Source organism: Embleya sp. NPDC020886, assembly GCF_044333915.1.
In the GTDB taxonomy this organism is placed as follows: Bacteria; Actinomycetota; Actinomycetes; order Streptomycetales; family Streptomycetaceae; genus Embleya.
Genome location: NZ_JBIRRX010000017.1, coordinates 71605 through 90660, shown reverse-complemented (window position 1 = coordinate 90660; position 19056 = coordinate 71605). Strand labels below are relative to the sequence as shown.

Annotated in this window: 18 protein-coding genes and 1 pseudogene; 13 read left to right on the top strand and 6 right to left on the bottom strand. The window is 71.7% G+C overall.

Going from position 1 to position 19056, the window contains the following annotated elements; translation table 11 throughout:
- Positions 1-8: 8 nt before the first annotated feature.
- On the top strand, positions 9-473 hold the full coding sequence (locus ACH4U8_RS38720) for a nuclear transport factor 2 family protein (RefSeq protein WP_360309737.1): 465 nt from the start codon (positions 9-11) through the stop codon (positions 471-473).
- The gene (locus ACH4U8_RS38715; RefSeq protein ID WP_360309735.1) at positions 470-952 is read left to right on the top strand and encodes a nuclear transport factor 2 family protein; all 483 of its coding nucleotides are present in this window, start codon (positions 470-472) and stop codon (positions 950-952) included. Before ACH4U8_RS38720 ends, ACH4U8_RS38715 begins: the two co-directional genes overlap by 4 nt.
- A gap of 52 nt (positions 953-1004) precedes the next feature.
- On the opposite strand, the gene ACH4U8_RS38710 is transcribed toward ACH4U8_RS38715, so the two are convergent.
- Together ACH4U8_RS38710 and ACH4U8_RS38705 are read right to left on the bottom strand one after the other, a co-directional pair.
- Complete coding sequence (locus ACH4U8_RS38710) at positions 1005-1649, bottom strand: 4'-phosphopantetheinyl transferase (RefSeq protein WP_379989989.1); 645 nt, start codon at positions 1647-1649, stop codon at positions 1005-1007.
- A 62-nt stretch (positions 1650-1711) separates the two neighbouring features.
- Positions 1712-2611, bottom strand: coding sequence for a metallophosphoesterase (locus ACH4U8_RS38705; RefSeq protein WP_395782830.1), 900 nt, complete (start codon positions 2609-2611; stop codon positions 1712-1714).
- 136 nt (positions 2612-2747) lie between these two features.
- Between ACH4U8_RS38705 and ACH4U8_RS38700 the strand changes: the two genes are divergently transcribed.
- The 4 genes from ACH4U8_RS38700 (at position 2748) to ACH4U8_RS38685 (ending at position 6877) form a co-directional block, all read left to right on the top strand.
- A complete protein-coding gene (locus ACH4U8_RS38700) occupies positions 2748-3590 on the top strand; it encodes an AfsR/SARP family transcriptional regulator (RefSeq protein WP_360309729.1) in 843 nt (280 codons plus the stop codon).
- A 216-nt stretch (positions 3591-3806) separates the two neighbouring features.
- Positions 3807-4568, top strand: a complete 762-nt coding sequence (locus ACH4U8_RS38695) for an alpha/beta fold hydrolase (protein ID WP_360309727.1) — start codon at positions 3807-3809, stop codon at positions 4566-4568.
- A 184-nt stretch (positions 4569-4752) separates the two neighbouring features.
- Positions 4753-5721 carry an ATP-dependent DNA ligase gene (locus ACH4U8_RS38690; RefSeq protein WP_395782829.1) on the top strand — a complete coding sequence of 323 codons (969 nt, stop codon included), beginning with the start codon at positions 4753-4755 and terminating at the stop codon, positions 5719-5721.
- Positions 5722-6067: 346 nt separating this feature from the next.
- Positions 6068-6877 carry an SGNH/GDSL hydrolase family protein gene (locus ACH4U8_RS38685; RefSeq protein ID WP_395782828.1) on the top strand — a complete coding sequence of 270 codons (810 nt, stop codon included), beginning with the start codon at positions 6068-6070 and terminating at the stop codon, positions 6875-6877.
- A 15-nt stretch (positions 6878-6892) separates the two neighbouring features.
- On the opposite strand, the gene ACH4U8_RS38680 is transcribed toward ACH4U8_RS38685, so the two are convergent.
- Positions 6893-8041 (bottom strand): acyl-CoA dehydrogenase family protein, encoded by a 1149-nt coding sequence (locus tag ACH4U8_RS38680; protein ID WP_360309721.1) that lies wholly within the window; start codon positions 8039-8041, stop codon positions 6893-6895.
- Between the two features lie 98 nt (positions 8042-8139).
- Positions 8140-11712, bottom strand: a complete 3573-nt coding sequence (locus tag ACH4U8_RS38675; protein ID WP_395782827.1) for an indolepyruvate ferredoxin oxidoreductase family protein — start codon at positions 11710-11712, stop codon at positions 8140-8142.
- Between the two features lie 280 nt (positions 11713-11992).
- Between ACH4U8_RS38675 and ACH4U8_RS38670 the strand changes: the two genes are divergently transcribed.
- Both ACH4U8_RS38670 and ACH4U8_RS38665 read left to right on the top strand, forming a co-directional pair.
- Positions 11993-12814: a GNAT family N-acetyltransferase gene (locus ACH4U8_RS38670; protein WP_395782826.1), complete on the top strand. Its 822-nt coding sequence runs from the start codon at positions 11993-11995 to the stop codon at positions 12812-12814.
- Positions 12811-13230, top strand: a pseudogene (locus ACH4U8_RS38665) (GNAT family N-acetyltransferase); the annotation flags it as partial. The gene ACH4U8_RS38670 and the pseudogene ACH4U8_RS38665, both read left to right, overlap by 4 nt.
- 153 nt (positions 13231-13383) lie before the next feature.
- Here the strand turns inward: ACH4U8_RS38665 and ACH4U8_RS38660 are convergent.
- Positions 13384-13926, bottom strand: coding sequence for a hypothetical protein (locus tag ACH4U8_RS38660; RefSeq protein WP_395782825.1), 543 nt, complete (start codon positions 13924-13926; stop codon positions 13384-13386).
- A gap of 154 nt (positions 13927-14080) precedes the next feature.
- Between ACH4U8_RS38660 and ACH4U8_RS38655 the strand changes: the two genes are divergently transcribed.
- On the top strand, positions 14081-14341 hold the full coding sequence (locus tag ACH4U8_RS38655; protein WP_360309711.1) for a hypothetical protein: 261 nt from the start codon (positions 14081-14083) through the stop codon (positions 14339-14341).
- Between the two features lie 99 nt (positions 14342-14440).
- Positions 14441-16264: a glutamine--fructose-6-phosphate transaminase (isomerizing) gene (gene glmS, locus ACH4U8_RS38650; protein ID WP_395782824.1), complete on the top strand. Its 1824-nt coding sequence runs from the start codon at positions 14441-14443 to the stop codon at positions 16262-16264.
- Positions 16265-16506: 242 nt separating this feature from the next.
- Here the strand turns inward: glmS and ACH4U8_RS38645 are convergent, their stop codons facing one another.
- Positions 16507-16959 carry an ATP-binding protein gene (locus ACH4U8_RS38645; RefSeq protein ID WP_395782823.1) on the bottom strand — a complete coding sequence of 151 codons (453 nt, stop codon included), beginning with the start codon at positions 16957-16959 and terminating at the stop codon, positions 16507-16509.
- Positions 16960-17117: 158 nt separating this feature from the next.
- Here ACH4U8_RS38645 and ACH4U8_RS38640 point away from each other — a divergent pair, with 158 nt between their 5' ends.
- Genes ACH4U8_RS38640 through ACH4U8_RS38630 form a run of 3 tightly spaced genes read left to right on the top strand, consistent with a single transcriptional unit; the run spans position 17118 to position 18480 of the window.
- A complete protein-coding gene (locus ACH4U8_RS38640; protein WP_395782822.1) occupies positions 17118-17954 on the top strand; it encodes a Scr1 family TA system antitoxin-like transcriptional regulator in 837 nt (278 codons plus the stop codon).
- Complete coding sequence (locus ACH4U8_RS38635; protein ID WP_379989977.1) at positions 17951-18139, top strand: DUF397 domain-containing protein; 189 nt, start codon at positions 17951-17953, stop codon at positions 18137-18139. The genes ACH4U8_RS38640 and ACH4U8_RS38635 overlap by 4 nt, the downstream gene beginning before the upstream one ends.
- Positions 18100-18480 carry a DUF397 domain-containing protein gene (locus ACH4U8_RS38630; protein ID WP_395782821.1) on the top strand — a complete coding sequence of 127 codons (381 nt, stop codon included), beginning with the start codon at positions 18100-18102 and terminating at the stop codon, positions 18478-18480. Before ACH4U8_RS38635 ends, ACH4U8_RS38630 begins: the two co-directional genes overlap by 40 nt.
- Positions 18481-19056 lie beyond the last annotated feature (576 nt).

The window sequence follows — 19056 nt, the reverse complement described above, 5'->3', positions numbered from 1 at the left end:
GGAAATTCATGACGAAGGTACTGTCCCCGGTGGATCTCGCCGAGATCCACCGCACGCTCGCGCTGTTCGCGCACGTCTTCGACAACGGCGACGTGGCCGGGCTCGACCTCGTGTTCACCGAGGACGTCGTGGTCGAGATCGGCGTCGGGCCGGCACGGGCCTTCCGGGGTATCGCCGAGTTCGCCGAGTACACCCGGGGCAAGAGCGCGGCGACGCCCGACCACCACACGCTCAACACCACCGTCGAGGTGGACGAGTACGGGCAGGTCCAGGCGCGCAGCCGCTACCTCGGGATCAACCCGGCCGGTCGGCTCACCGGCGGCGAGTTCCTGGACATTCTGCGGGAGACACCGGCCGGCTGGCGGATCGCCTACCGACTGAGCCTGCCGCGCGCGCCGCGGCAGCCGGAAGCGGGCGTGACCAAGGTCGAATTCCCGCTGCCGGTACGGCTTTCCGAGGTGGTCGCGCCGTGACCGCGGAATCCACCCTGACCGCCGAGGACGTCGCGGGGATCCACGACACGCTCGCCCGGTTCGCGCACGTCTTCGACAACGACGAGATCGCGAACCTGGACCGGGTGTTCACCGACGACGCGGTGATCGAGAACACGATCGGCGGCGGCTACACGATCGACGGCCTGGCCTCGGCCCGGCAGTTCACCGGTCGGCGCAGCCCGGACACCCCGGACCACCAGACCCTGGACATCGTGCTCCTGGTGGACGAGGGCGGCACGGTCCGGGCCCGCAGCCGCTACATCGCGACGCTGATCGACGGCGAGGTGCACGGCGGGGACTACTACGACATCCTGGAGCGCACCGCGCGCGGATGGCGGATCAAGTACCGGGTCTCGGTGCCCAGGCACCCGATCCTGGATCGGATCGAGTTGCCGGCCGAGTTCGCCGAGGCGTGGCGGCCCACCGCAGCGAACGTGCCCCGGTTCGCGCGGGACTGACGGACGGATGCGGGTGGGGCCGAGGGCACGCCTTCGGCCCCACCCGATCGGCTCAGCTTCGGGCCACCGCGATCGTGGTCACCGCGATGCCCGCGTCGACCTGCCAGCGCCCGGCGAAGCCGTCCAGCGGGCGGTCCTCGATCAACAACCGGGCGGCGAAGGTGCCCGCCTCGGGGTCGAACCCGATCTCCGCCTCGGCGAAGTCCAACCAGCGCTCGGTGAGCGGGAACCACGCCTTGTAGACCGACTCCTTGGCGCTGAACAGCAGCCGGTCCCAGGCGATCTCGGGCCGGCCGGCGGCCAGGTCGGCCAGGTGCTTGCGCTCGGTCTCCGACGAGACGGTGGCCAACACCCCGTCGGGCAGCGGCAACGCGGGTTCGGCGTCGATGCCCAGGGTCAGCAACACCGCCCCGTCCGCGACGGCCGCGGCGCGATATCCCGCGCAGTGCGTCATGCTGCCCACCACACCGGCCGGCCAGCCCGGCGCCCCGCGCAGCCCCGGCAGGAGAGGCGCGGCCGGTATCCCCATCCGGGCCAACGCGCGGCGTGCGCACCGCCGTACGGTGGTGAACTCGCGGCGGCGCTTGTCCACCGCCTTGGTCAGCAGCGCCTCCTCGGCCGGGAACAGCGGCGGCCCGTCCGGGTCGTCGAAGGATTCCTCGGCGAAGACCTCCGGCGGCAACACCCGGGCGATCATCGAACCTGCGGCGTCGGTTGGCGAGGTGGTCATCGAATCTCCGGCGTCGGCGTGCGAGAGGGTCATCGGGCACCCGCCTGGCGGCCCGGGCGGCTGCTCTGGGCGGTGTCGCTCGGCTCGGCGGGTACGATCCGGCGCGGGATCGGCCGCCGCAGCCCGTTCTTGCGCTCGCGCGGATAGCCGAGCGAGACCTCCTCGAAGCGCACCCCGTCGTACCAGGTGGTGCGCGGGATGTGCAGGTGGCCGTACACCACGGCGGCGGTGGGGAAGCGGCGATGCCAGTCGGCGGTGAGGTCGGTGCCGCACCACTGGACGAACTCCGGGTACCACATCACGTCCGTGGGCTCCCGGACCAGCGGGAAGTGATTGACCATCAGCAGCGGCGCGGCCGGATCGGCCGCCGCCGCGAGCCGGCCCTCGCTGTACGCCACCCGGGCCCGGCACCACTCGCCGCGGCTGGAGTACGGATCCGGGTGCAGCATGAACTCGTCGCTGCACACCACACCGGCGGCGTACGCGGCGTCCAACGCCTCCTGCTGCGTGGCCGCACCCGGCGGACGCCAGGTGTAGTCGTAGAGCACGAACAGCGGTGCCACGGTGACCGGACCACCCGGCCCGTCCCAGATCGCGAACGGATCCTCGGGAGTGAGCACACCCAACTCCCGGCACATCGCGACCAGATGCCGATAGCGTCGCTCGCCGCGCAACTGCACCGGGTCGTCGGGCGTGGACCACAACTCGTGGTTGCCGGGCACCCACACCACCCGCGCGAAGCGGTCGGCGAGCAACCGGAGGGTGGCCTGGGTGTCCTCGATGTGCTCGGCCACGTCCCCCGCGACGATGATCCAGTCGTCGTCGGTGCGGGGTCGGATGCCTTCGACGATGGCGCGGTTGGACGGGATCGCGGAATGCAGGTCGCTGACGGCGTACAACGCGCGCTCGGGCGAACGGGCTGTGCTCATCGATCGACCATAAGCCGGTTCGGGGGTGCTGGGAAGTGTGACGCGGCCGAGTGCGGTTACCGCGCAATTCCCGTGCAAGGTCACGTAGGGGTCGGTCAGGGGTACGCCACACGCCCGGCATATGTCACCGTCGTCAGTGAGCAAGACCGGACTGCCGGTGAACATGACCCCGACCGCCGAAGAGAGGGAAGAGCCGTTGCGGTACGAGATTCTCGGCCCTGTGCGGATCGTCGACGGCGCCGAGCCGCGCACGATCGCGGCGCCCAAGCCGGAAACCCTCCTGGCCGCCCTGCTCGCGCGGCGAGGCCAGATGTTGACGGTCGACCAGATCGTCGCCGAGATCTGGCCCGGCCCCCGGCCGCAGCGGGCCAAGTCCACGGTGCACGTATACGTGTCCCGCCTGCGGGCCGCGCTCGGCGCCTCGGGGCCCGCGCGCAGCGGCCCGTTGGCCACGTGTGCCGGCGGCTACATCCTGCACGCCGGACCGGACCGGCTGGACGCGGACGCCTTCCACGGCCTGGTCGACCGGGGCCGGGCGGCCCTGCGGGCGGGCCGGCAGCACGAGGCGGCCGAGACCTTCGGCGGTGCGCTGGAGCTGTGGCGCGGGCCGGCCTACGCGGGGGTCGCCCACGGCCCGATCGTGCGGGCGCACGCCGCGCGGCTGGAGGCGTCCCGGCTGGAGTGTCTCGAACTGTTGGTCGAGGCCGACCTCGCGCTGGGCCGCTACCGGGAGAGCGTCGCCCGCCTGTACGCACTGACCGCCGAGTATCCGCTGCACGAGAACTTCGCCCGACACCTGATGGTCGCGCTGTATCACTGCGGCCGTCGCGGCGAGGCGCTCGCGGTGTACCAGGACACGCGCGGCGCGTTGCGCGAACTGCTCGGCCTGGAACCCTCCCGCGCGCTGCGCGAGGTCCAGCACGCGGTGCTCACCGGCGTGGAACCACTGGGCGCGCGCACGGATTCGATGGCCGGGTGAGCCCGGACACATCCGCGCCGAAGAAGGCGGCACCACCACGACCGCCGCGACCGAGCGGCCACGGGCACGGTCACCATGGGCACCGTAACCACGGGCGGGCCGGCCACGAGGCACGGTACCCGTGAGCACGTCGGCCACGACCGGAGCAGCGAAAACCGGGGCAGCGAAAAGCACAGCAGCGACAACCACCGCAGCGACGATCAAGAAGGGCTCGTCATGACAACCGCCTCCGCCGTATCGGACGCCTGGATCCGCCGGTTCCACCCGACGTCCGACCCGCTTCCGCGCCTGGTCGCCCTGCCGCACGCGGGGGGCTCGGCGAGCTTCTGGTTCCCGCTGTCGGCGGCGCTCAAGGGCCGGGTCGAGGTGCTGGGTGTGCAATATCCCGGTCGCCAGGATCGACGCGCCGAACCACTGGTGGACGACATCGGCACGCTGGCGGACCGGATCACCGCCGCGCTGGATCCGTGGCTGGACGAGGAGCGCCCACTGACCCTGTTCGGCCACAGCATGGGCGCGATCCTCGGCTTCGAGGTGGCCCGCCGGCTGCGCGTGCGGCCGGCCGCGCTGATCGCCTCCGGTCGGCGGGCCCCGGACCGGTGGCGGGACGAGGCACTGCACCTGCTGGACGACGCCGGACTGGCCGCCGAGCTGCGCTCGATGAGCGGCACGGACGCGAGTCTGCTGGCGGACGACGAGGTGTTGCAGATGGTGCTGCCCGCGCTGCGTGCCGACTATCGCGCGATCGAGACCTACACCTGCGCGCCCGGCGAGCCGCTGGAATGCCCGATCACCGTGCTGATCGGCGACACCGACCCGAAGGTCACCCTGGACGAGGCGATGTCCTGGCGCGAGCACACCAACGGCACCTTCGCCCTGCACACCTTCGCCGGCGGCCACTTCTATCTCACCGACCACCAGCCGGCGGTCACCGCACACATCGCCGACGTGATCTCGGCGACGACCGGTCGGGGCTGACGGCCGAGCGGACGACCGGCGCGGGTCCGGCGGCCCGTCCGGCGCTGCTCGCTCGAATGGCTCCCGGTCGCCGGCGGGGCGCCGATGCGGGACGAGCAGGTCGGCGGCCGGTGCTTCGAACGGGCATACGAATCAGGCTCGGGCTCCGCCGGCGGCCCCGCAGCGCCCCGCCGATGATCGAGGCATGGCCGGTCAGGAACAAGTTCATGCCGTATTGCCCGAGATCGAGCCGATGCTGGCCGTCGCGGCGCCGTTGCCGGGGGAGGGATACGACCTCGACTGGGGCTTCGAGGTCCTGTGGGACGGTGCCCGTACGGTGGCGTACTGCGCGGGCGACGGCACGTTGCGGTTGCTCTCCCGCGACGGTGGCGACGTCACCCGTACCTATCCCGAGCTGGCCGGGATCGGCAACCAGCACGGGCAGCGGCAGGCGGTGCTCGACGGCGAGATCGTGGTCCTGGACGACCGGGGGCGGCCCGACGTCGATTTGCTCCGGCGGCGGACGGGCGCGGTCAACCCGCGCAAGGTGGCCCGGCTGACGATGGACACGCCGGTGCATCTGATGCTCTTCGACGTGATGTATCTGGACGGCCGGTCGCTGCTGGCCACTCCGTATCGCGAGCGCCGGATGTTGCTGGAGAGCCTCGATCTCACCGGCGCGCGCTGGTCGACGCCCGGGTGGACCGAGGGCGACGTGCAACGCGCGTGGGCGACGAGCCTGGGACACGGGTACGAGGGCATCGTCGCCAAGCGGCTGGCCTCGGACTACCGGCCCGGCCTGCGCTCACCGGACTGGATCAAGGCCGGACACGTCGAGACGCACAACGTGATCATCGGCGGCTGGGTCGAGGGCCGAGCCGAGTTGCGCGGCCTGCCGGGCAGCCTGCTCGTGGGCGTCGACGCACCGGACGGCCTGCGCTTCGCCGGCACCGTCGAGCACGGCCTGACCGACGCCGAACGCGGCGAACTCGGCGAATATCTGGGTGCGCTCGCCCGCCCCGACACACCCTTTGCCGACTTCGTCGACGTCCCCGGCGCCCAGTGGGTCGAACCCCGCCTGATCGCCGAGGTCACCGTCTCCGGCCGCACCACCACCGGCCGCCTGCGCAACCCCACCTGGCAACGGCTGCGCCCGGACCTGACCCGCCGCTGAGCAGTCGCCGATCCGGTCGGGTCGGCGGCTCGAAGGTCCGTCGAAGCGAAGCCGCCGAGCAAGGATCCGGCGGAGGTCATCCGGCAGTCGCCCACCGCGCCCAAGGCCGGGACCGCAGGCGGACGATCGCCCCTCGCGGGGCCGAAATCCGTCTATGCAGTGGCGATTCGGGCACGGGACGATGGGGCTTCACGCCGAGTGCCACGGGCGACGACTGCGGAAGGGCCGGACGCGCGAACGGGCGTGGCGGCTCGGGCGGTTCGATGGGTCGACACGTTCAGGTACGGCAGCGCAACGCCCGTCGAGGCCTCCGCCGGCGTCCCCACGTCCGCCGAGGAGACCATTCGTGCTTTCGCTGCCCCGCACCCTGTCCGCGACGGCTCTCGCCGTCACCGTCGTCGCCGGCACCGCCCTCGTCGCACCGACCGCCCAGGCCGCCGCCACCACCAACTACGCCGCGCTGGGCGACTCGTACAGCGCCGGCGTCGGCGCGGGCAACTACTTGTCCGACAGCGGCGCCTGCAAGCGCAGCGCCAACTCCTATCCGGTCCTGTGGAATCGCAGCCACCCGGGCGGCTTCGCCTTCGCGGCCTGTTCCGGAGCCAAGACCGCCGACGTGCGCGCCGGCCAACTCTCAGTGCTCGACTCCGCGACCACACTGGTGACCATCAGCATCGGCGGCAACGACGCCGGCTTCGTGGACACCATCAAGACCTGCGTGCTGGCCTCCGACGCGGACTGCGCCGTCGCGGTCACCAAGGCCAAGACCTACGCCACCGACACCCTGCCCGCCGACCTCGACGCCACCTACACGCAGATCCGCAACCGGGCGCCCAACGCCCGCCTGGTCGTGCTCGGTTACCCGCGCCTGTTCGAACTCGGCTCGTGCTTCCTGGGCCTGAGCAAGTACAAGCGCACCATCCTCGACGAGGCCGCCGACACACTGGCCGACGTCACCAGGCAACGCGCCGGCGCCGCCCGGGCCACCTTCGCCGACGTACGCGGCCGTTTCGCCGGCCACGGGGTGTGCGGGTCCAACGTGTGGATCCACGGTGTCACCCTGCCCCTGGACGAGTCCTACCACCCCACGAGCAGCGGCCAGAGCCAGGGCTACCTGCCCGAACTGCAAGCCGTCACGGGCGTCCGCGTCGGCTGACCCGCAGCCCGCCCGCTACTTCGTGGGTCGAGCGAACTGCCGTGCGATGACCATGCGTTGGATCTGGTTGGTGCCCTCGAAGATCTGCATGATCTTTGCTTCGCGCATGTAGCGCTCGACCGGGAACTCACGGGTGTAGCCGCAACCGCCGAAGACCTGGACCGCGTCCGTGGTGACCTTCATCGCCGCGTCGGTGGCGATCAACTTCGCCACACTCGCCTGTCGGCCGTACGGCCGGCCCAGGTCGCGGCGGCGGGCCGCGTCCAGGTAGGTGGCGCGTGCCGAGTCGACGGCGGCGGCCATGTCGGCCAGCAGGAAGCCCAGGCCCTGGTGGTCGACGATCCGGCGGCCGAACGTGGTGCGTTCGTTGGCGTAGTCCACCGCCGCGTCCAACGCGGCCTGGGCCAGGCCGGTCGCACAGGCCGCGATGCCCAGCCGGCCCGAGTCCAGCGCGCTCAACGCGATGGCCAGCCCCTGCCCCTCGGCGCCGATCAGCCGGTCCTGCTCCAGCACCGCGCCGTCCCAGAATGCGCTGGTCGTGGGCACCGCGTTGAGGCCCATCTTCTCCTCGGGCCGACCGAAGACCAGCCCCTCGGTCGCACCGGGTGCCAGGAAGCACGAGATGCCCCGACTGCCCTCGCCGGTCCGGGCGAACAGGGCGTAGAAGTCCGCCTTGCCGCCGTGCGTGATCCACGCCTTGGTGCCGTTGATCCGGTAACCGCCGTCGACCGGGCGCGCCTTGCAGACGATCGCGGCCGCGTCCGAGCCGGCGTGCGGTTCGGACAGGCTGTAGCCGCCGATCAGCCGACCCTCCAGCATCCGCGGCAACCACCGCTCGCGCTGGGCCGGCGAACCGTAGGTGGCCACCGGGAAACAGGCCAGCGTGTGCACGCTGGTGGCCACCGCCACCGCCGCCCAGCGCGCCGCGAGTTCCTCCAGCACCTGAAGGTAGACCTCGTACGGCTGACCGCCGCCGCCGTCCTCCTCCGGATACGGCAGACCCAGCAGGCCGACCTCGCCCAGGATGCCGAACAACCCTTCCGGATACGACTCCTCGCGCTCGTGCCGGGCGGCCAGTGGAGCCAGCTCGCGGTCGGCGACGGTACGGGTGAGATCGAGCAGGTCCTCGGCATCCCGAGTGGGCAGGAGGCGGTCGACGGTCACGGCTGCTCCGGAGGTCGGGGAAGGCGGGAGAGGGTGGGGAAAGGGTGGCGGGCCCGAGCCGACGGGGATCGGATCGGGCCGCCGGGCGGGCCGGTGGGTCAGCCGGCCGTGACGAGCGTGGCGTCCGAGGCGTCCGCGCCGGCCGCGGGGGCGGTCAGCGCGGTCAGCGCGGTGCGTACCGCCGTGCGGTACTCGGCGACCCGGGCGAGCTTGATCTCCTCGTAGCCGCGGATCGTCTCCGGCAGTTCCACCAACTCGACCACCGCGTCGACGTTGTTCGCGGACAACTCGCGCAGCGCGGTGCGGACCAGCCCCCGGTACTGCGGGACCAGTTCGCGCTCGACCCGACGCACCTCGGCGTAGCCGAACAGGTCCCAGCGGGTCCCGCGCAGGCCGCGCGCCGCACGCAACGCCCGGAAGGCCGGACCGGCCGTGCGCCGCAGCCGGATCTTGCGGTTCATCCCCAGGTAGCGCAGCACCGGCGGGTGCAGCATCACCGACACCGTCGCATCCGGGCCGAACTCCGCGTCCCGCCTGGCCTGTTCCACCGGGTCCAAGTGCAGCCGGGCGACCTCGTACTCGTCCTTGTACGCCATCAGGTGGTGCAGCGCCCGCGCGTACGCCACCGCGACCCGCTCACCGGCCGCCGTGCCCGCCCGCTCGACCGCCAGGGTCCGGATCGTGCGCACGTCGTCGGCGTACCGGCGGGCGTAGGTCGCGTCCTGGTAGCCGGTCAGATCGGCGATCCGGGTGCCCAGCACCTCGCGCAGCTCCGCGTCGCCGCCCGCGCCCTCGGCCAGCGCGACCGAGGCCGCGTCGACCTCGACCACCGCGTGCGGCGGCGCCGCGACGGCGGCGGCCAGTACCGCGGCCGGGTCCACGGCCATCGCCCGACCCCAGCGGAACGCCGCCAGGTTCTTGGCCACGGCCGCGCCGTTGAGGGTGATCGCCTGCTCGATCGCCGCCACGCTCAGCGGCAGGCAGCCGTGCTGGAACGCGGCGCCGATCAGGATCATGTTGGCCGGCATGTGGTCGGCGAACAGCGCCTCGGACAGGCCCAGGGCGTCCAGGTAGAGGTTGTCGGCCCGCCGGGTGGCCGCGTCGATCCGCTCCAGCGTCTCGGTCGGCGACCCGGGCAGCGCGATCTGGTTGGTGACCATCGCGGCGGTCGGCACGATCGCGGTGTTGACCACGGCGATCGTGCGATCGGCGTCGGCACTGGCCAGGTTGCTCGCCGCCGCGGTGCCGAGCAGGTCGAAGCCGATCAGCACATCGGCGCCGGCCCGCGAGGCGCGCAGCGCGCCGTCGATCGGCCGGTGCGAGATGCGCAGGTCGGACACCACCGGGCCGCCCTTCTGGGCCAGCCCGGTCTGCTCCAGGCCGGCCGCGTGCCGGCCGTCCAGGTGCGCGGCCATCTGCAGGATCGAGGACACCGTCACCACGCCGGTCCCGCCGATGCCGGGCATCCGCAGCAGCACGTCGGCGTCGGCGAACCGGGGCTGCGGCAGCGCCGGTTCGAGCGGCAGGTCCGGTATCTCGCGGGCCTTGCGGGTGCCCGGCTCGACCAGCAGGAAGGACGGGCAGTCGCCCTTGAGGCAACTGAAGTCCGAGTTGCACGAGCCCTGGTGGATGTGCGTCTTGCGGCCGAACTCGGTGTCCACGGGCTGCACCGACAAGCACGTGGACTTGTCCCCGCAGTCTCCGCAGCCCTCGCACACCCGCTCGTTGATCACCACCTTCTCGGCCGGCGTCGGCAACTGCCCACGCTTGCGCAGTCGGCGCTCCTCGGCCGCGCACCGGTCGTCGTGGATCAACACGGTCACCCCGTCGAGCCCGGCCAACTCGACCTCGGCCGCCGAGAGTTCGTCGCGGTGCCGGACACTGGCGATCGGGTCGAGCCGAACCCCCCGGTAGCTCCGCGGGTCGTCGGTGGTGACCACCACCCGGCGCACCCCCTCGACCGCGAGCCAGCGGGTCAACGACGGTACGTCCAGGCGCCCTTCGGCCTTTTGACCACCGGTCATCGCGACCGCGTCGTTGTACAGCAGCTTGTAGGTCATCTTGGCGCCGGCCGCGACCGCGGCCCGGATCGCCAGCGAGCCCGAGTGGTGGAAGGTGCCGTCGCCGAGGTTCTGCACGAAGTGCTTGTCGTCGGTGAACGGCATCAGGCCGATCCACTGCGCGCCCTCGCCGCCCATCTGGGTCAGCCCGAGCTGGTGCCCGCGGCCCTTGCCGTCCAACGCGATCATCACGTGGCAGCCGATGCCGACGCCGACCAGGGTGTCGTCCGCGGTGCGGGTGGACGCGTTGTGCGGACAACCGGAACAGAAGTACGGGGTGCGCGAGGCCAGCATCGGCAGCGCGATCCGGGCCGGCCGCTTGGGCGCGAGCGTGGCCAGGTAGGCGGTCGCGGACGCGGGCAGCCGGTCGCTGCCGAGCCGCGCGGCGACGGCGCGGGCCACGTCGTCCGCGCCGAGCGTGCCGCGGGCGGTGAGCAGCGGGCGGCCGGTGTCGTCCCGGCGACCGACGATGCGCGGCGCATCGGGCCGGCGGTACAGCGCCTCCTTGAGCCGGGCCTCCAGGAACGGCACCTTGTCCTCGACCACCAGGACCTCGTCCAGCCCGGCGGTGAGCTCGGCCAGTTCGGCGTCGTCCAGCGGGAACGGCATGCCGATGCGGATCAGCCGGACGTCGAGGGCGTCGTCCGGCTCCAGGCCGAGGTCGGCGAGCGCGCGGCGGACCACCGAGAACGACACGCCCGCGGCGAGGACGCCCAGGCGGGCGTTCGGGGTGTCGTGCACGATCCGGTTGAGGCCGTGCTCGCGGGCGTACGCACGGGCCAGGTCGAGCCGGCGGGTGATCAGGTCGTGCTCGGCGTCGAGGGCGGCCGGGCCCACCAGGGTGGGCAGCGTGCCGCGCTTGGTCGCCGCCGGGACCGGGATGTCCCTGCCCCACTCGGACACGTCCACCGTGGTCGAGGCGTCGGCGATGTCGGCGACGATCTTCAGGCCGGTCCACAGGCCGCAGGCGCGGGACATGGCGACCGCGTGCAGGCCGAACTCGACTATCTCGCCGACCGTTCCCGGCGCGAGCAGCGGCATCGACAGGCTTTCCATCATCGGCTCGCACGAGCTGGGCACCGTCGACGACTTGCTGCCCGGGTCGTCGCCGATCCACGCGACCGCGCCGCCGAGGGGAGCGGTACCGGCCATCGTCGCGTGCCGGATGGCGTCCGCGGCCCGGTCCAGGCCCGGGTTCTTGCCGTACCAGAAGCCGGTCACCCCGGCGTGTCGGGCGCCCGGGGTCTGGTCCACGAGCTGGGTGCCGGCGACGGCGGTCGCGGCCAGCTCCTCGTTCAGGCCCGCCTGGAACACCACGCCGGCCGGGTCCAGGAACCGCTTGGCGCGGCCCATCTCCAGGTCCACCCCACCGAGCGGCGAACCCTGGTATCCGCTGACGAAGACCCGCGTGTCCAGACCGCGCGCCTCGTCCAGCCGACGCTGCTCCAGGGTCAGCCGGATCAGCGCCTGCACGCCCGAGATCAGCACGCGGCCGTGCTCGGCGGTGTACTTGTCGTCCAACGAGATGGCGGGCGCGGCCGGTGCGGCGGGCGATGCGGGCGTCGGCGAGCCGGAAGCCGGAAGCGAAGGCGAAGCCTGATCTGTGCGCACGGAAGCCTCCGTCTTAGCCGGATGAGGGTGCAGGCGGCTGGGGTGGGGTGGGGTGCGGTAAGCACACCAACGGTTCCGTCTGGACGCAAGTACCTTGCGAAATTTCGGGTTCAAGACGCAAAGTTCTTGCTGAAGAGCGCGATAGGCATCGTTTAGTTTGCGCGTGAAGCCGGTTACCGACCGGTTATATATCGGCGTGTGCCGTTCGGGTCCGCCGCTCCCGGGGTAGCGGAATCGCGGGCATCATGATGCGGACCGAGCGAAGGGCGGTGCGGACGGGATGGACGATCCGACGGTGCGGGAGCGGGCGCACGCGCAGCGCCTGCAGGTGCGGGAACTGCGCGAACTCGGCGAGTTTCGCGATGTCGAGCACCTGTACGGCGGGATCTGGCCACCCGTGCCGGGCCAGGGCCCGCCCGTGGGCGTCGAACTGCTGCGGGCCTTCGCGCATGCCGGGAACTACGTCGCCGGGGCCTATCGGGACGGCCGCATGGTCGGCGCGACGGTTGCGTTCTTCGGCGCGCCGCTCGGCGAGACGCTGCACTCGCACGTCACCGGGGCGATGGCCGGGAGCGGGGTGGGCTTCGCGCTCAAGACGCATCAGCGCGAGTGGGCCCTGGCCCGAGGGCTGCGCCGGATCACCTGGACGTACGACCCGCTGGTGCGCCGCAACGCCCACTTCAACCTGGTCAAGCTGGGTGCGCGGCCGGTGGAGTACCTGCCGGACTTCTACGGCGAGATGGTGGACACCCTCAACAGCGGTGACGCGAGCGACCGGGTCCTGGCGGTCTGGGAGTTGACCGACCCGAGGGTGCCGGCGGCGGTGCGCGGCCGGCGCACGCCGGTCCCGGTGCCGCCGGACGCCGGCGCGGCCCTGGTGGCACGGGACGGCCTGCCGGTGCTGGGCGACCCGGACGGCGACGTCGTGCTGATCGCGCTGCCGGCCGACATCGAGTCGTTGCGACGGACCGCCCCCGAGGCCGCCCACGCCTGGCGCACCGCCCTCCGGGAGACCCTCGGCACCCTGCTCGACGAGGGCGCCACGGTCCTGGGCTTCGACCGCGAGGCGGGCTATGTGGTGTCGCGGGGGCGGATCGGGTGAGCCGGTCGCGAACCTTCGTGGTGCGCGGTGTGCGAGCCGGCGACCTCGACGCGTGCGCGGCGTTGCTCGCGCTGCACGAGGGGGCCCCGGCGGACGCCGAAGCCGATCTGCGAGCACGCGTGCGGACCTGGTTCGACCGCCCGGACGGCTGTTTCCTGGTCGCGACGGAGCCCTCGACCGGCGCCGACCCGGTGGTCGGCTACGCCCGCGCGGCGCACCTCGACCCGTCGCCGACCGCCCCCGTCGGCTACTACCTGGCCGGAATCGTGGTCGCCCCCACCGCCCGCCGCACCGGCCTGGGCCTGCGCCTGACCCGGGCCCGCCTGGCCTGGATCGCCGAACGTGCCGAGTCGGCCTGGTACTTCACCAACGCCCGCAACACCGCCTCGCTGCACTTGCACGAAGCGTTGGGTTTTCACGAGGAGACCCGCGAATTCACCATCCCCGGGGTCGACTTCACCGGTGGCGAGGGCGTCCTGGCACACCTCCCGCTGACCGGCCGCCCCTGCCCGGCGGCGCCCGGGGGACGGGGCCCGGCCGAAGGGGAGCCGACGGGGCCGGCGAGCGGATCAGCCGGCGCGCGGAGCCGGGGCGAAGGTCCAGGTCGGGTGTTGTTTGGCGAGGTAGGGGAGGTGGGCGGTCCAGTCGGCGGGGGTGAGCGGGCGGGCCGGCCGCAGGGCGATGGTTTCGCGGGTGTCGATTGAGAAGCCCCAGGAGAAGCCGACGAGCGGGACGACATGGGGTTCGATGGTCTCGGCCATCGGGGTCCAGCCCAGGAAGGTGTGCGCGAGCCAGGTCATCGGGGCCCGGGTGTAGCGGGCCGGGGAGTCGAAGAGGGTGGGTGCGACGCCGAAGGAGCAGTACGGGGATCCGGCATCGGCGAACAACGGGAACGGGTCCATTTCGAACTCCGCGCCGCCGTCGGTGGAGCGCACCAGTTGCACCCAGCCGAACAACGCCCCATAGCCGCGTCCCGGGTAGACGATCCGCGCGGTGAGACAGGGAAAGTCCCGGGCCTCGGCGGTCTGTCCAATTGCCGCCGGGTCCTCGACGCGCTCGACGGTGGCCTCGATCGAGCCGGTCCTGCCTTCGCGTACGAACGGGAGCATCATCCCCTCAATCTGCCGGGCCCCGGGGCGCCGGACAAGGTCGAAAGTGGTCACCCGGGTCAACCCCGATCGTCCGTCCGAGTGCATCTCGACCCGGGATCTGCCCGAATTCGGGCAGATTCTTGCCGTAGGTGCCGGCCGGGTCCAGGATCGGGGGGTGGCTGACGGCGAACTGGTGGAGCGGATCGCGGCGACGACCGGCCTGGCACCCGCCGAGGCCGAGCGGATCGTCGAGGACGTGCTGGCCTGGTACCGCGAGCCGGTCGAGGACTACGTCCGGCGGCGGCATCGGCACCACCGGGTCTACGGCAAGCGCAACGCGCAGATCTACCGGCTGATCGCCGCCGAACTGGCCGAACGCCTGGTCGCGCCACCGGAGTTGACCGAGCGTCAACTGCGCCGCGTCATCTACGGCTGAGCCGATCGGGCCGAGTGGGCCGAGCGGGTCGATCGTGTACGCCCGTCGGCGTGCCATGACACACCGACCTGCCGAGAGCAAGAGGGAGAACGCAGCGACATGTGCGGAATCGTGGGCTATATCGGCGCGCAGCAGGCCGCCCCCATCCTGCTCGAAGGGCTGAGCCGACTGGAATATCGGGGCTACGACTCGGCCGGCATCGCGGTGCTGGGCACCCGCGGCCCGGCCAGGGTGTTCCGCCGGGTGGGCCGGGTGCACGCACTGGCCGCCGCCGTTCCGGTCAAGACCTCGGGGCGGGTCGGCATCGGGCACACCCGGTGGGCCACCCACGGCGCACCCTCGGAGGCCAACGCGCATCCGCACGCGTCGGCGGACGGCCGGATCCAGGTCGTGCACAACGGCATCATCGACAACGCCGCCGCGCTGCGGGCCCGGCTCACGGCCGAGGGCGTCGAGCTGACCTCGGACACCGACACCGAAGTGCTCGCCCACCTGATCGCCCGCGCGCCGCAGGACACCATCGAAGCCGCCGTGGTGGCCACGCTGGCCCAGGTGACCGGTACCTACGCGATCGCCGTCGTGGACGCGGGCACCCCGGACCGGATCGTGGTGGCCCGGAACGGTTCGCCGCTGGTCATCGGGGTCGGCGAGCGCGAGATGTTCGTCGCGAGCGACGTCTCGGCGCTGGTACGACACACCAGTTCGGTCGTGCACCTGGAGGACGGCGAGCTGGCCACCGTCACCGCGACCGGCTTCCGGACCTTCACCCGGGAGCACCAGGACGTCACCAAGACGCCGACCACCGTCGAACTCACCGTCGAGGAACTCGAACTCGCGGGCCACGAACACTTCATGCACAAGGAGATCCACGAACAGCCCTCCTCCGTCGAGCGCATGCTGGGGGGCCGGCTCGACGACCGGTTCGGCTCGGCCCGCCTCGACGGTCTGCGGATGGAGCTGCGCGAACTGCGCGGCTTCCGTCGGGTGAAGATCCTCGGCTGCGGGTCCGCCTACTACGTGGGCCAGTTGGGCGCCGGGCTGATCGAGGACCTGGCCCGGGTGCCGGCCGACGCCGAACCGGCCTCGGAGTTCCGCTATCGCAACCCGGTGATCGAGCCGGACACGCTCTACGTCGCGGTCAGCCAGTCCGGCGAGACCGCCGACACGCTCTTCGCGGTGCGCGAGATCCAGCGCAAGGGCGGCCGAGTGGTCGGCCTGGTCAACGTGGTCGGCTCGTCCATCGCCCGACAGTGCGACGGCGGCATCTACCTGCACGCCGGGCCGGAGGTCTCGGTGGCCTCGACCAAGGCGCTGACCCACATGTCGGTGGGCTTCGCGCTGCTGGCGCTGGCGCTGGGTCGGGTGCACGACCTGTCGCACGCGGACGGCGCCCGGATCCTGGCCGGCCTCCAGGCGCTGCCCGGCCAGATCGCCGAGATCCTCGCCGACGAGCAGACCATCGCCGACGCGGGCCGCCGGCTCGCCGACGCGCGCAGCCTGTTCTTCATCGGCCGGGTACGCGGCTATCCGGTCGCGCGGGAGGCGGCCCAGAAGTTCAAGGAGATCACCTACCGCCACGCCGAGGCATACCCCAGCAGCGAACTCAAGCACGGACCGCTCGCCCTGATCGACGCGAACCTGCCCACAGTCGCCGTCATCCCCGACGACGACCTGGTCGGCCGCAACCTGGCCGCAGCCCACGAGATCCGCGCCCGAGGCGGCCGACTGACCGTGATCACCCACGAGGGCGTGGACCTGGGCGACCTCGAAGCCGACCGCATCGACATCCCCCGCAACGAACCCGAACTCGACCCGATCCTCCTCACCATCCCCACCCAACTCCTCGCCTACCACGCCGCCCACACCCTCGGCGAAGACATCGACCGCCCCCGCAACCTGGCCAAGTCGGTAACGGTGGAGTAGCCCGGCGTCGGCCCCGGCCGAGTCCGATCGGCACGCCACCGGCCGGGACCACGTCGGCGCCCCGCCCCGCACGGGCCCGATTCCGCCACCGGCGGGGCCCGCGGTGTCCGGCGCCACCCGCCGCGCCGGATGCACACCGATCACAACCAGCGTCTTCGCCACCGGCGTTCCTCTCGGACGCGTTCCTGACCCGACGGGACCAGCCCACGAGCCGACACGAGGGCGGGAGTCGGCCACGGCGATCATGGCACTCGGCCTTCGTGAGGGAGGTCGAGTTCGGTCCAGACCGTTTTGCCGGTGGGCGGGTGTGGGTCGATGCCCCAACGGTCGCAGAGCGCGGTGACGATGAGGAGGCCGCGGCCGGACTCGCCGGTGGCCTCGGCGGAAGTACCCGTTGTGGGTGGGCAGTCGGGGCGGCTGTCGGCAACGCCGATGCGGAGGGTGCCGAGCGCAGCGTCGGCGGTGAGGGTGAGCCTGAAGCCGCGGGACGGGTCGGCGCTGCCGTGCAGCGCTGCGTTGGCGGCGAGTTCGGCGACGATCTGCCGAGCGCGGGCGACGACGGCGGGCGGGAGCCCCCACGCACGGAGTTCCTCGACGGCGAGTTGGTGGGCCAATCGGGCGCCACGACGGGTGGAGGTCAGGCGCAGCTCGAACACTCTCACGGCCACGCGGAGTTGGGGTGCGGCGGAGTTCATGGACGTCAAGGTGGCGGGGCGACGGTGCCGGAATCCAGACTTCCGATCCGTACGCTCGGTCAGCGTACGGGCACCAAGAGTGGACGGTACGGTGATCTTGAGGTCACTCTGAGCGGATAGAGAGCGAAAAGACCCGACACGCCTGGAGGTGGCCGCGAATGACCGATCCGGCTGAGGAGTGGGAGCGCGAACCCGACGCCTCGGACAGTCTCCGCACGTTCGGCGCCGTCGTCCAGGCCCTCCGCGAACACGCGGGCTTGAGCCGGGTGGACTTCGGCACGATGGTGCGCTTCTCCAAACACACCGTGGAGTCGGTCGAACTCGGCCGCCGAATGCCCGACCCCGACTTCGTCGAACGCGCAGAGGCCGCACTCGGCGACACGGGCGCGCTCCGGCGCGCCGCGCGGCATCTGTCGCGCCGGCCGGGCTTGGCGGCTTGGTTCCGGCAGTGGGCGCGGTTGGAAGGGCTTGCCGTAAACCTCTGCACATACGAATGCAGGCTGGTACCCGGGTTGTTGCAGCCTGAGGGATATGTTCGCGCCCTGTGCGACAACGACATTCCACCGCTGACCGACGCCAACTTGGAGGTCCGGGTCGCCGCCCGCATGGAGCGTCAGCGGTTGCTGCGCGACAAACCCACGACCGCATTCGACTTCGTCATCGAGGAGGCGATCTTCATGCGTCGCCTCGGCGGAGTAGCCGTCACCCGCGAACTGCTGGACCAGGTAATCGAGTCGAGCAGCCTAAGGAACACGACGGTCCAGATCATGCCGGCAGACAGCGAACACCACGCATGTCTCGCCGGGTCGATTCAGTTGTTGGAGACTCCGGACGGGCGGTGGCTTGCTTACTCGGAGGGCCAGGAAAACGGCCGCTTGATCACGGACGCGAAAGAAGTCGGCAAGCTTCAAATGCGTTATGCGAGACTGCGCTCACAGGCCCTTTCGCCGAACGAATCCCTGGGCCTGCTCAAGCGGATGCGAGGAGCCCTGTGAGCGCCACAGAACTCAACTGGTCCAAGAGCAGCTACAGCAGCGCTCAAGGCGACAGTTGCATCGAGATTGCCGCCACCGAACAGGACGTCCACGTCCGTGACTCCAAGGACGTGACCAGGCCCTCTTTCGGCGTCCGGCACGTCGAATGGGGGCAGTTCGTCCGTCACGTCGCACGCCGACCGTAAGCTCGACGACCCGGAGAGCGCACATGAGCGCCCCTCGACATCTGTGGTTCAAGAGCAGCTACAGCAGTGCCCAAGGCGACGACTGCGTCGAGATCGCCGTCACCCGGCGAGCCGTCCACATCCGCGACTCCAAAGGCGTTGCCCGGCCGTCGTTCGCCGTGGGTCGCCCTAAGTGGGTCGCGTTCGTCCGAGCCGCCACCCAGGGTCGAGATCGCGGCATGGTTGGTGACGGCGGCTCGGGATGGGCCGGCTGTTCCTGGCAACTTCCAGGAACAGCTTTTGCCCTGCCCGGCCCGCCCCGCGACACGGAACGGTGCCGGGCGCCCACCTCGACGCACTGACCGGCAGCGCAACCGGATCGCCCACGTGCGCCGAAGCGACGCCTTTTTGACTCACCCGGACGGGCCAAACGCGCTGGGCAGCGAAGATTCCCAGCCGCGAACCCCACCCACCCCCTCGCGTCGCCGCGCCCACGTCCCCCCCTCACATCGCCGAGCCCCATCCCCTCGGCGCGTCAGCGCCCCCGGCCCAGCTGAGCCGCGCGATCGACGCGCGCAGCGCGGAGAGCGGCGGAGCCGCAAACTTTGACTTCGTGGCCCGTAGCGAAGCGAAGGGACACGAAGTCACGAGCGAGGGGCCACTTTTTCTCGGAGGAGCGTAGCGGGGGAGAGAAAAAGTGGTGCCTCGCGAGCCGGCGCCGAAGGCGCCCAAATAGAGGCAGCGCTGCATCGCCGAAAGCCACCCACCCGCTCGCTGCGCTCGCGATCTCGCCCCTGCCGCCAGGTCCCCACTCGTGGCCCGTCCCCATCGGCTCGCCCGGCTCGTGGCCCGTCCCCATCGGCTCGCCCGGCTCGTGGCCCGTCCCCATCGGCTCGCCCGGCTCGTGGCCCGTCCCCATCGGCTCGCCCGGCTCGTGG

Excerpts from the sequence above, each read along its gene's own strand:
- ACH4U8_RS38660 (WP_395782825.1), bottom strand. The coding sequence starts at position 13,926 with ATGATGCTCCCGTTCGTACGCGAAGGCAGGACCGGCTCGATCGAGGCC.
- ACH4U8_RS38690 (WP_395782829.1), top strand. The coding sequence starts at position 4,753 with ATGGCCGGTCAGGAACAAGTTCATGCCGTATTGCCCGAGATCGAGCCG.
- glmS (WP_395782824.1), top strand. The coding sequence starts at position 14,441 with ATGTGCGGAATCGTGGGCTATATCGGCGCGCAGCAGGCCGCCCCCATC.
- ACH4U8_RS38720 (WP_360309737.1), top strand. The coding sequence starts at position 9 with ATGACGAAGGTACTGTCCCCGGTGGATCTCGCCGAGATCCACCGCACG.
- ACH4U8_RS38640 (WP_395782822.1), top strand. The coding sequence starts at position 17,118 with ATGACCGATCCGGCTGAGGAGTGGGAGCGCGAACCCGACGCCTCGGAC.
- ACH4U8_RS38630 (WP_395782821.1), top strand. The coding sequence starts at position 18,100 with ATGGGGGCAGTTCGTCCGTCACGTCGCACGCCGACCGTAAGCTCGACG.
- ACH4U8_RS38710 (WP_379989989.1), bottom strand. The coding sequence starts at position 1,649 with ATGATCGCCCGGGTGTTGCCGCCGGAGGTCTTCGCCGAGGAATCCTTC.
- ACH4U8_RS38645 (WP_395782823.1), bottom strand. The coding sequence starts at position 16,959 with ATGAACTCCGCCGCACCCCAACTCCGCGTGGCCGTGAGAGTGTTCGAG.
- ACH4U8_RS38705 (WP_395782830.1), bottom strand. The coding sequence starts at position 2,611 with ATGAGCACAGCCCGTTCGCCCGAGCGCGCGTTGTACGCCGTCAGCGAC.
- ACH4U8_RS38670 (WP_395782826.1), top strand. The coding sequence starts at position 11,993 with ATGGACGATCCGACGGTGCGGGAGCGGGCGCACGCGCAGCGCCTGCAG.
- ACH4U8_RS38695 (WP_360309727.1), top strand. The coding sequence starts at position 3,807 with ATGACAACCGCCTCCGCCGTATCGGACGCCTGGATCCGCCGGTTCCAC.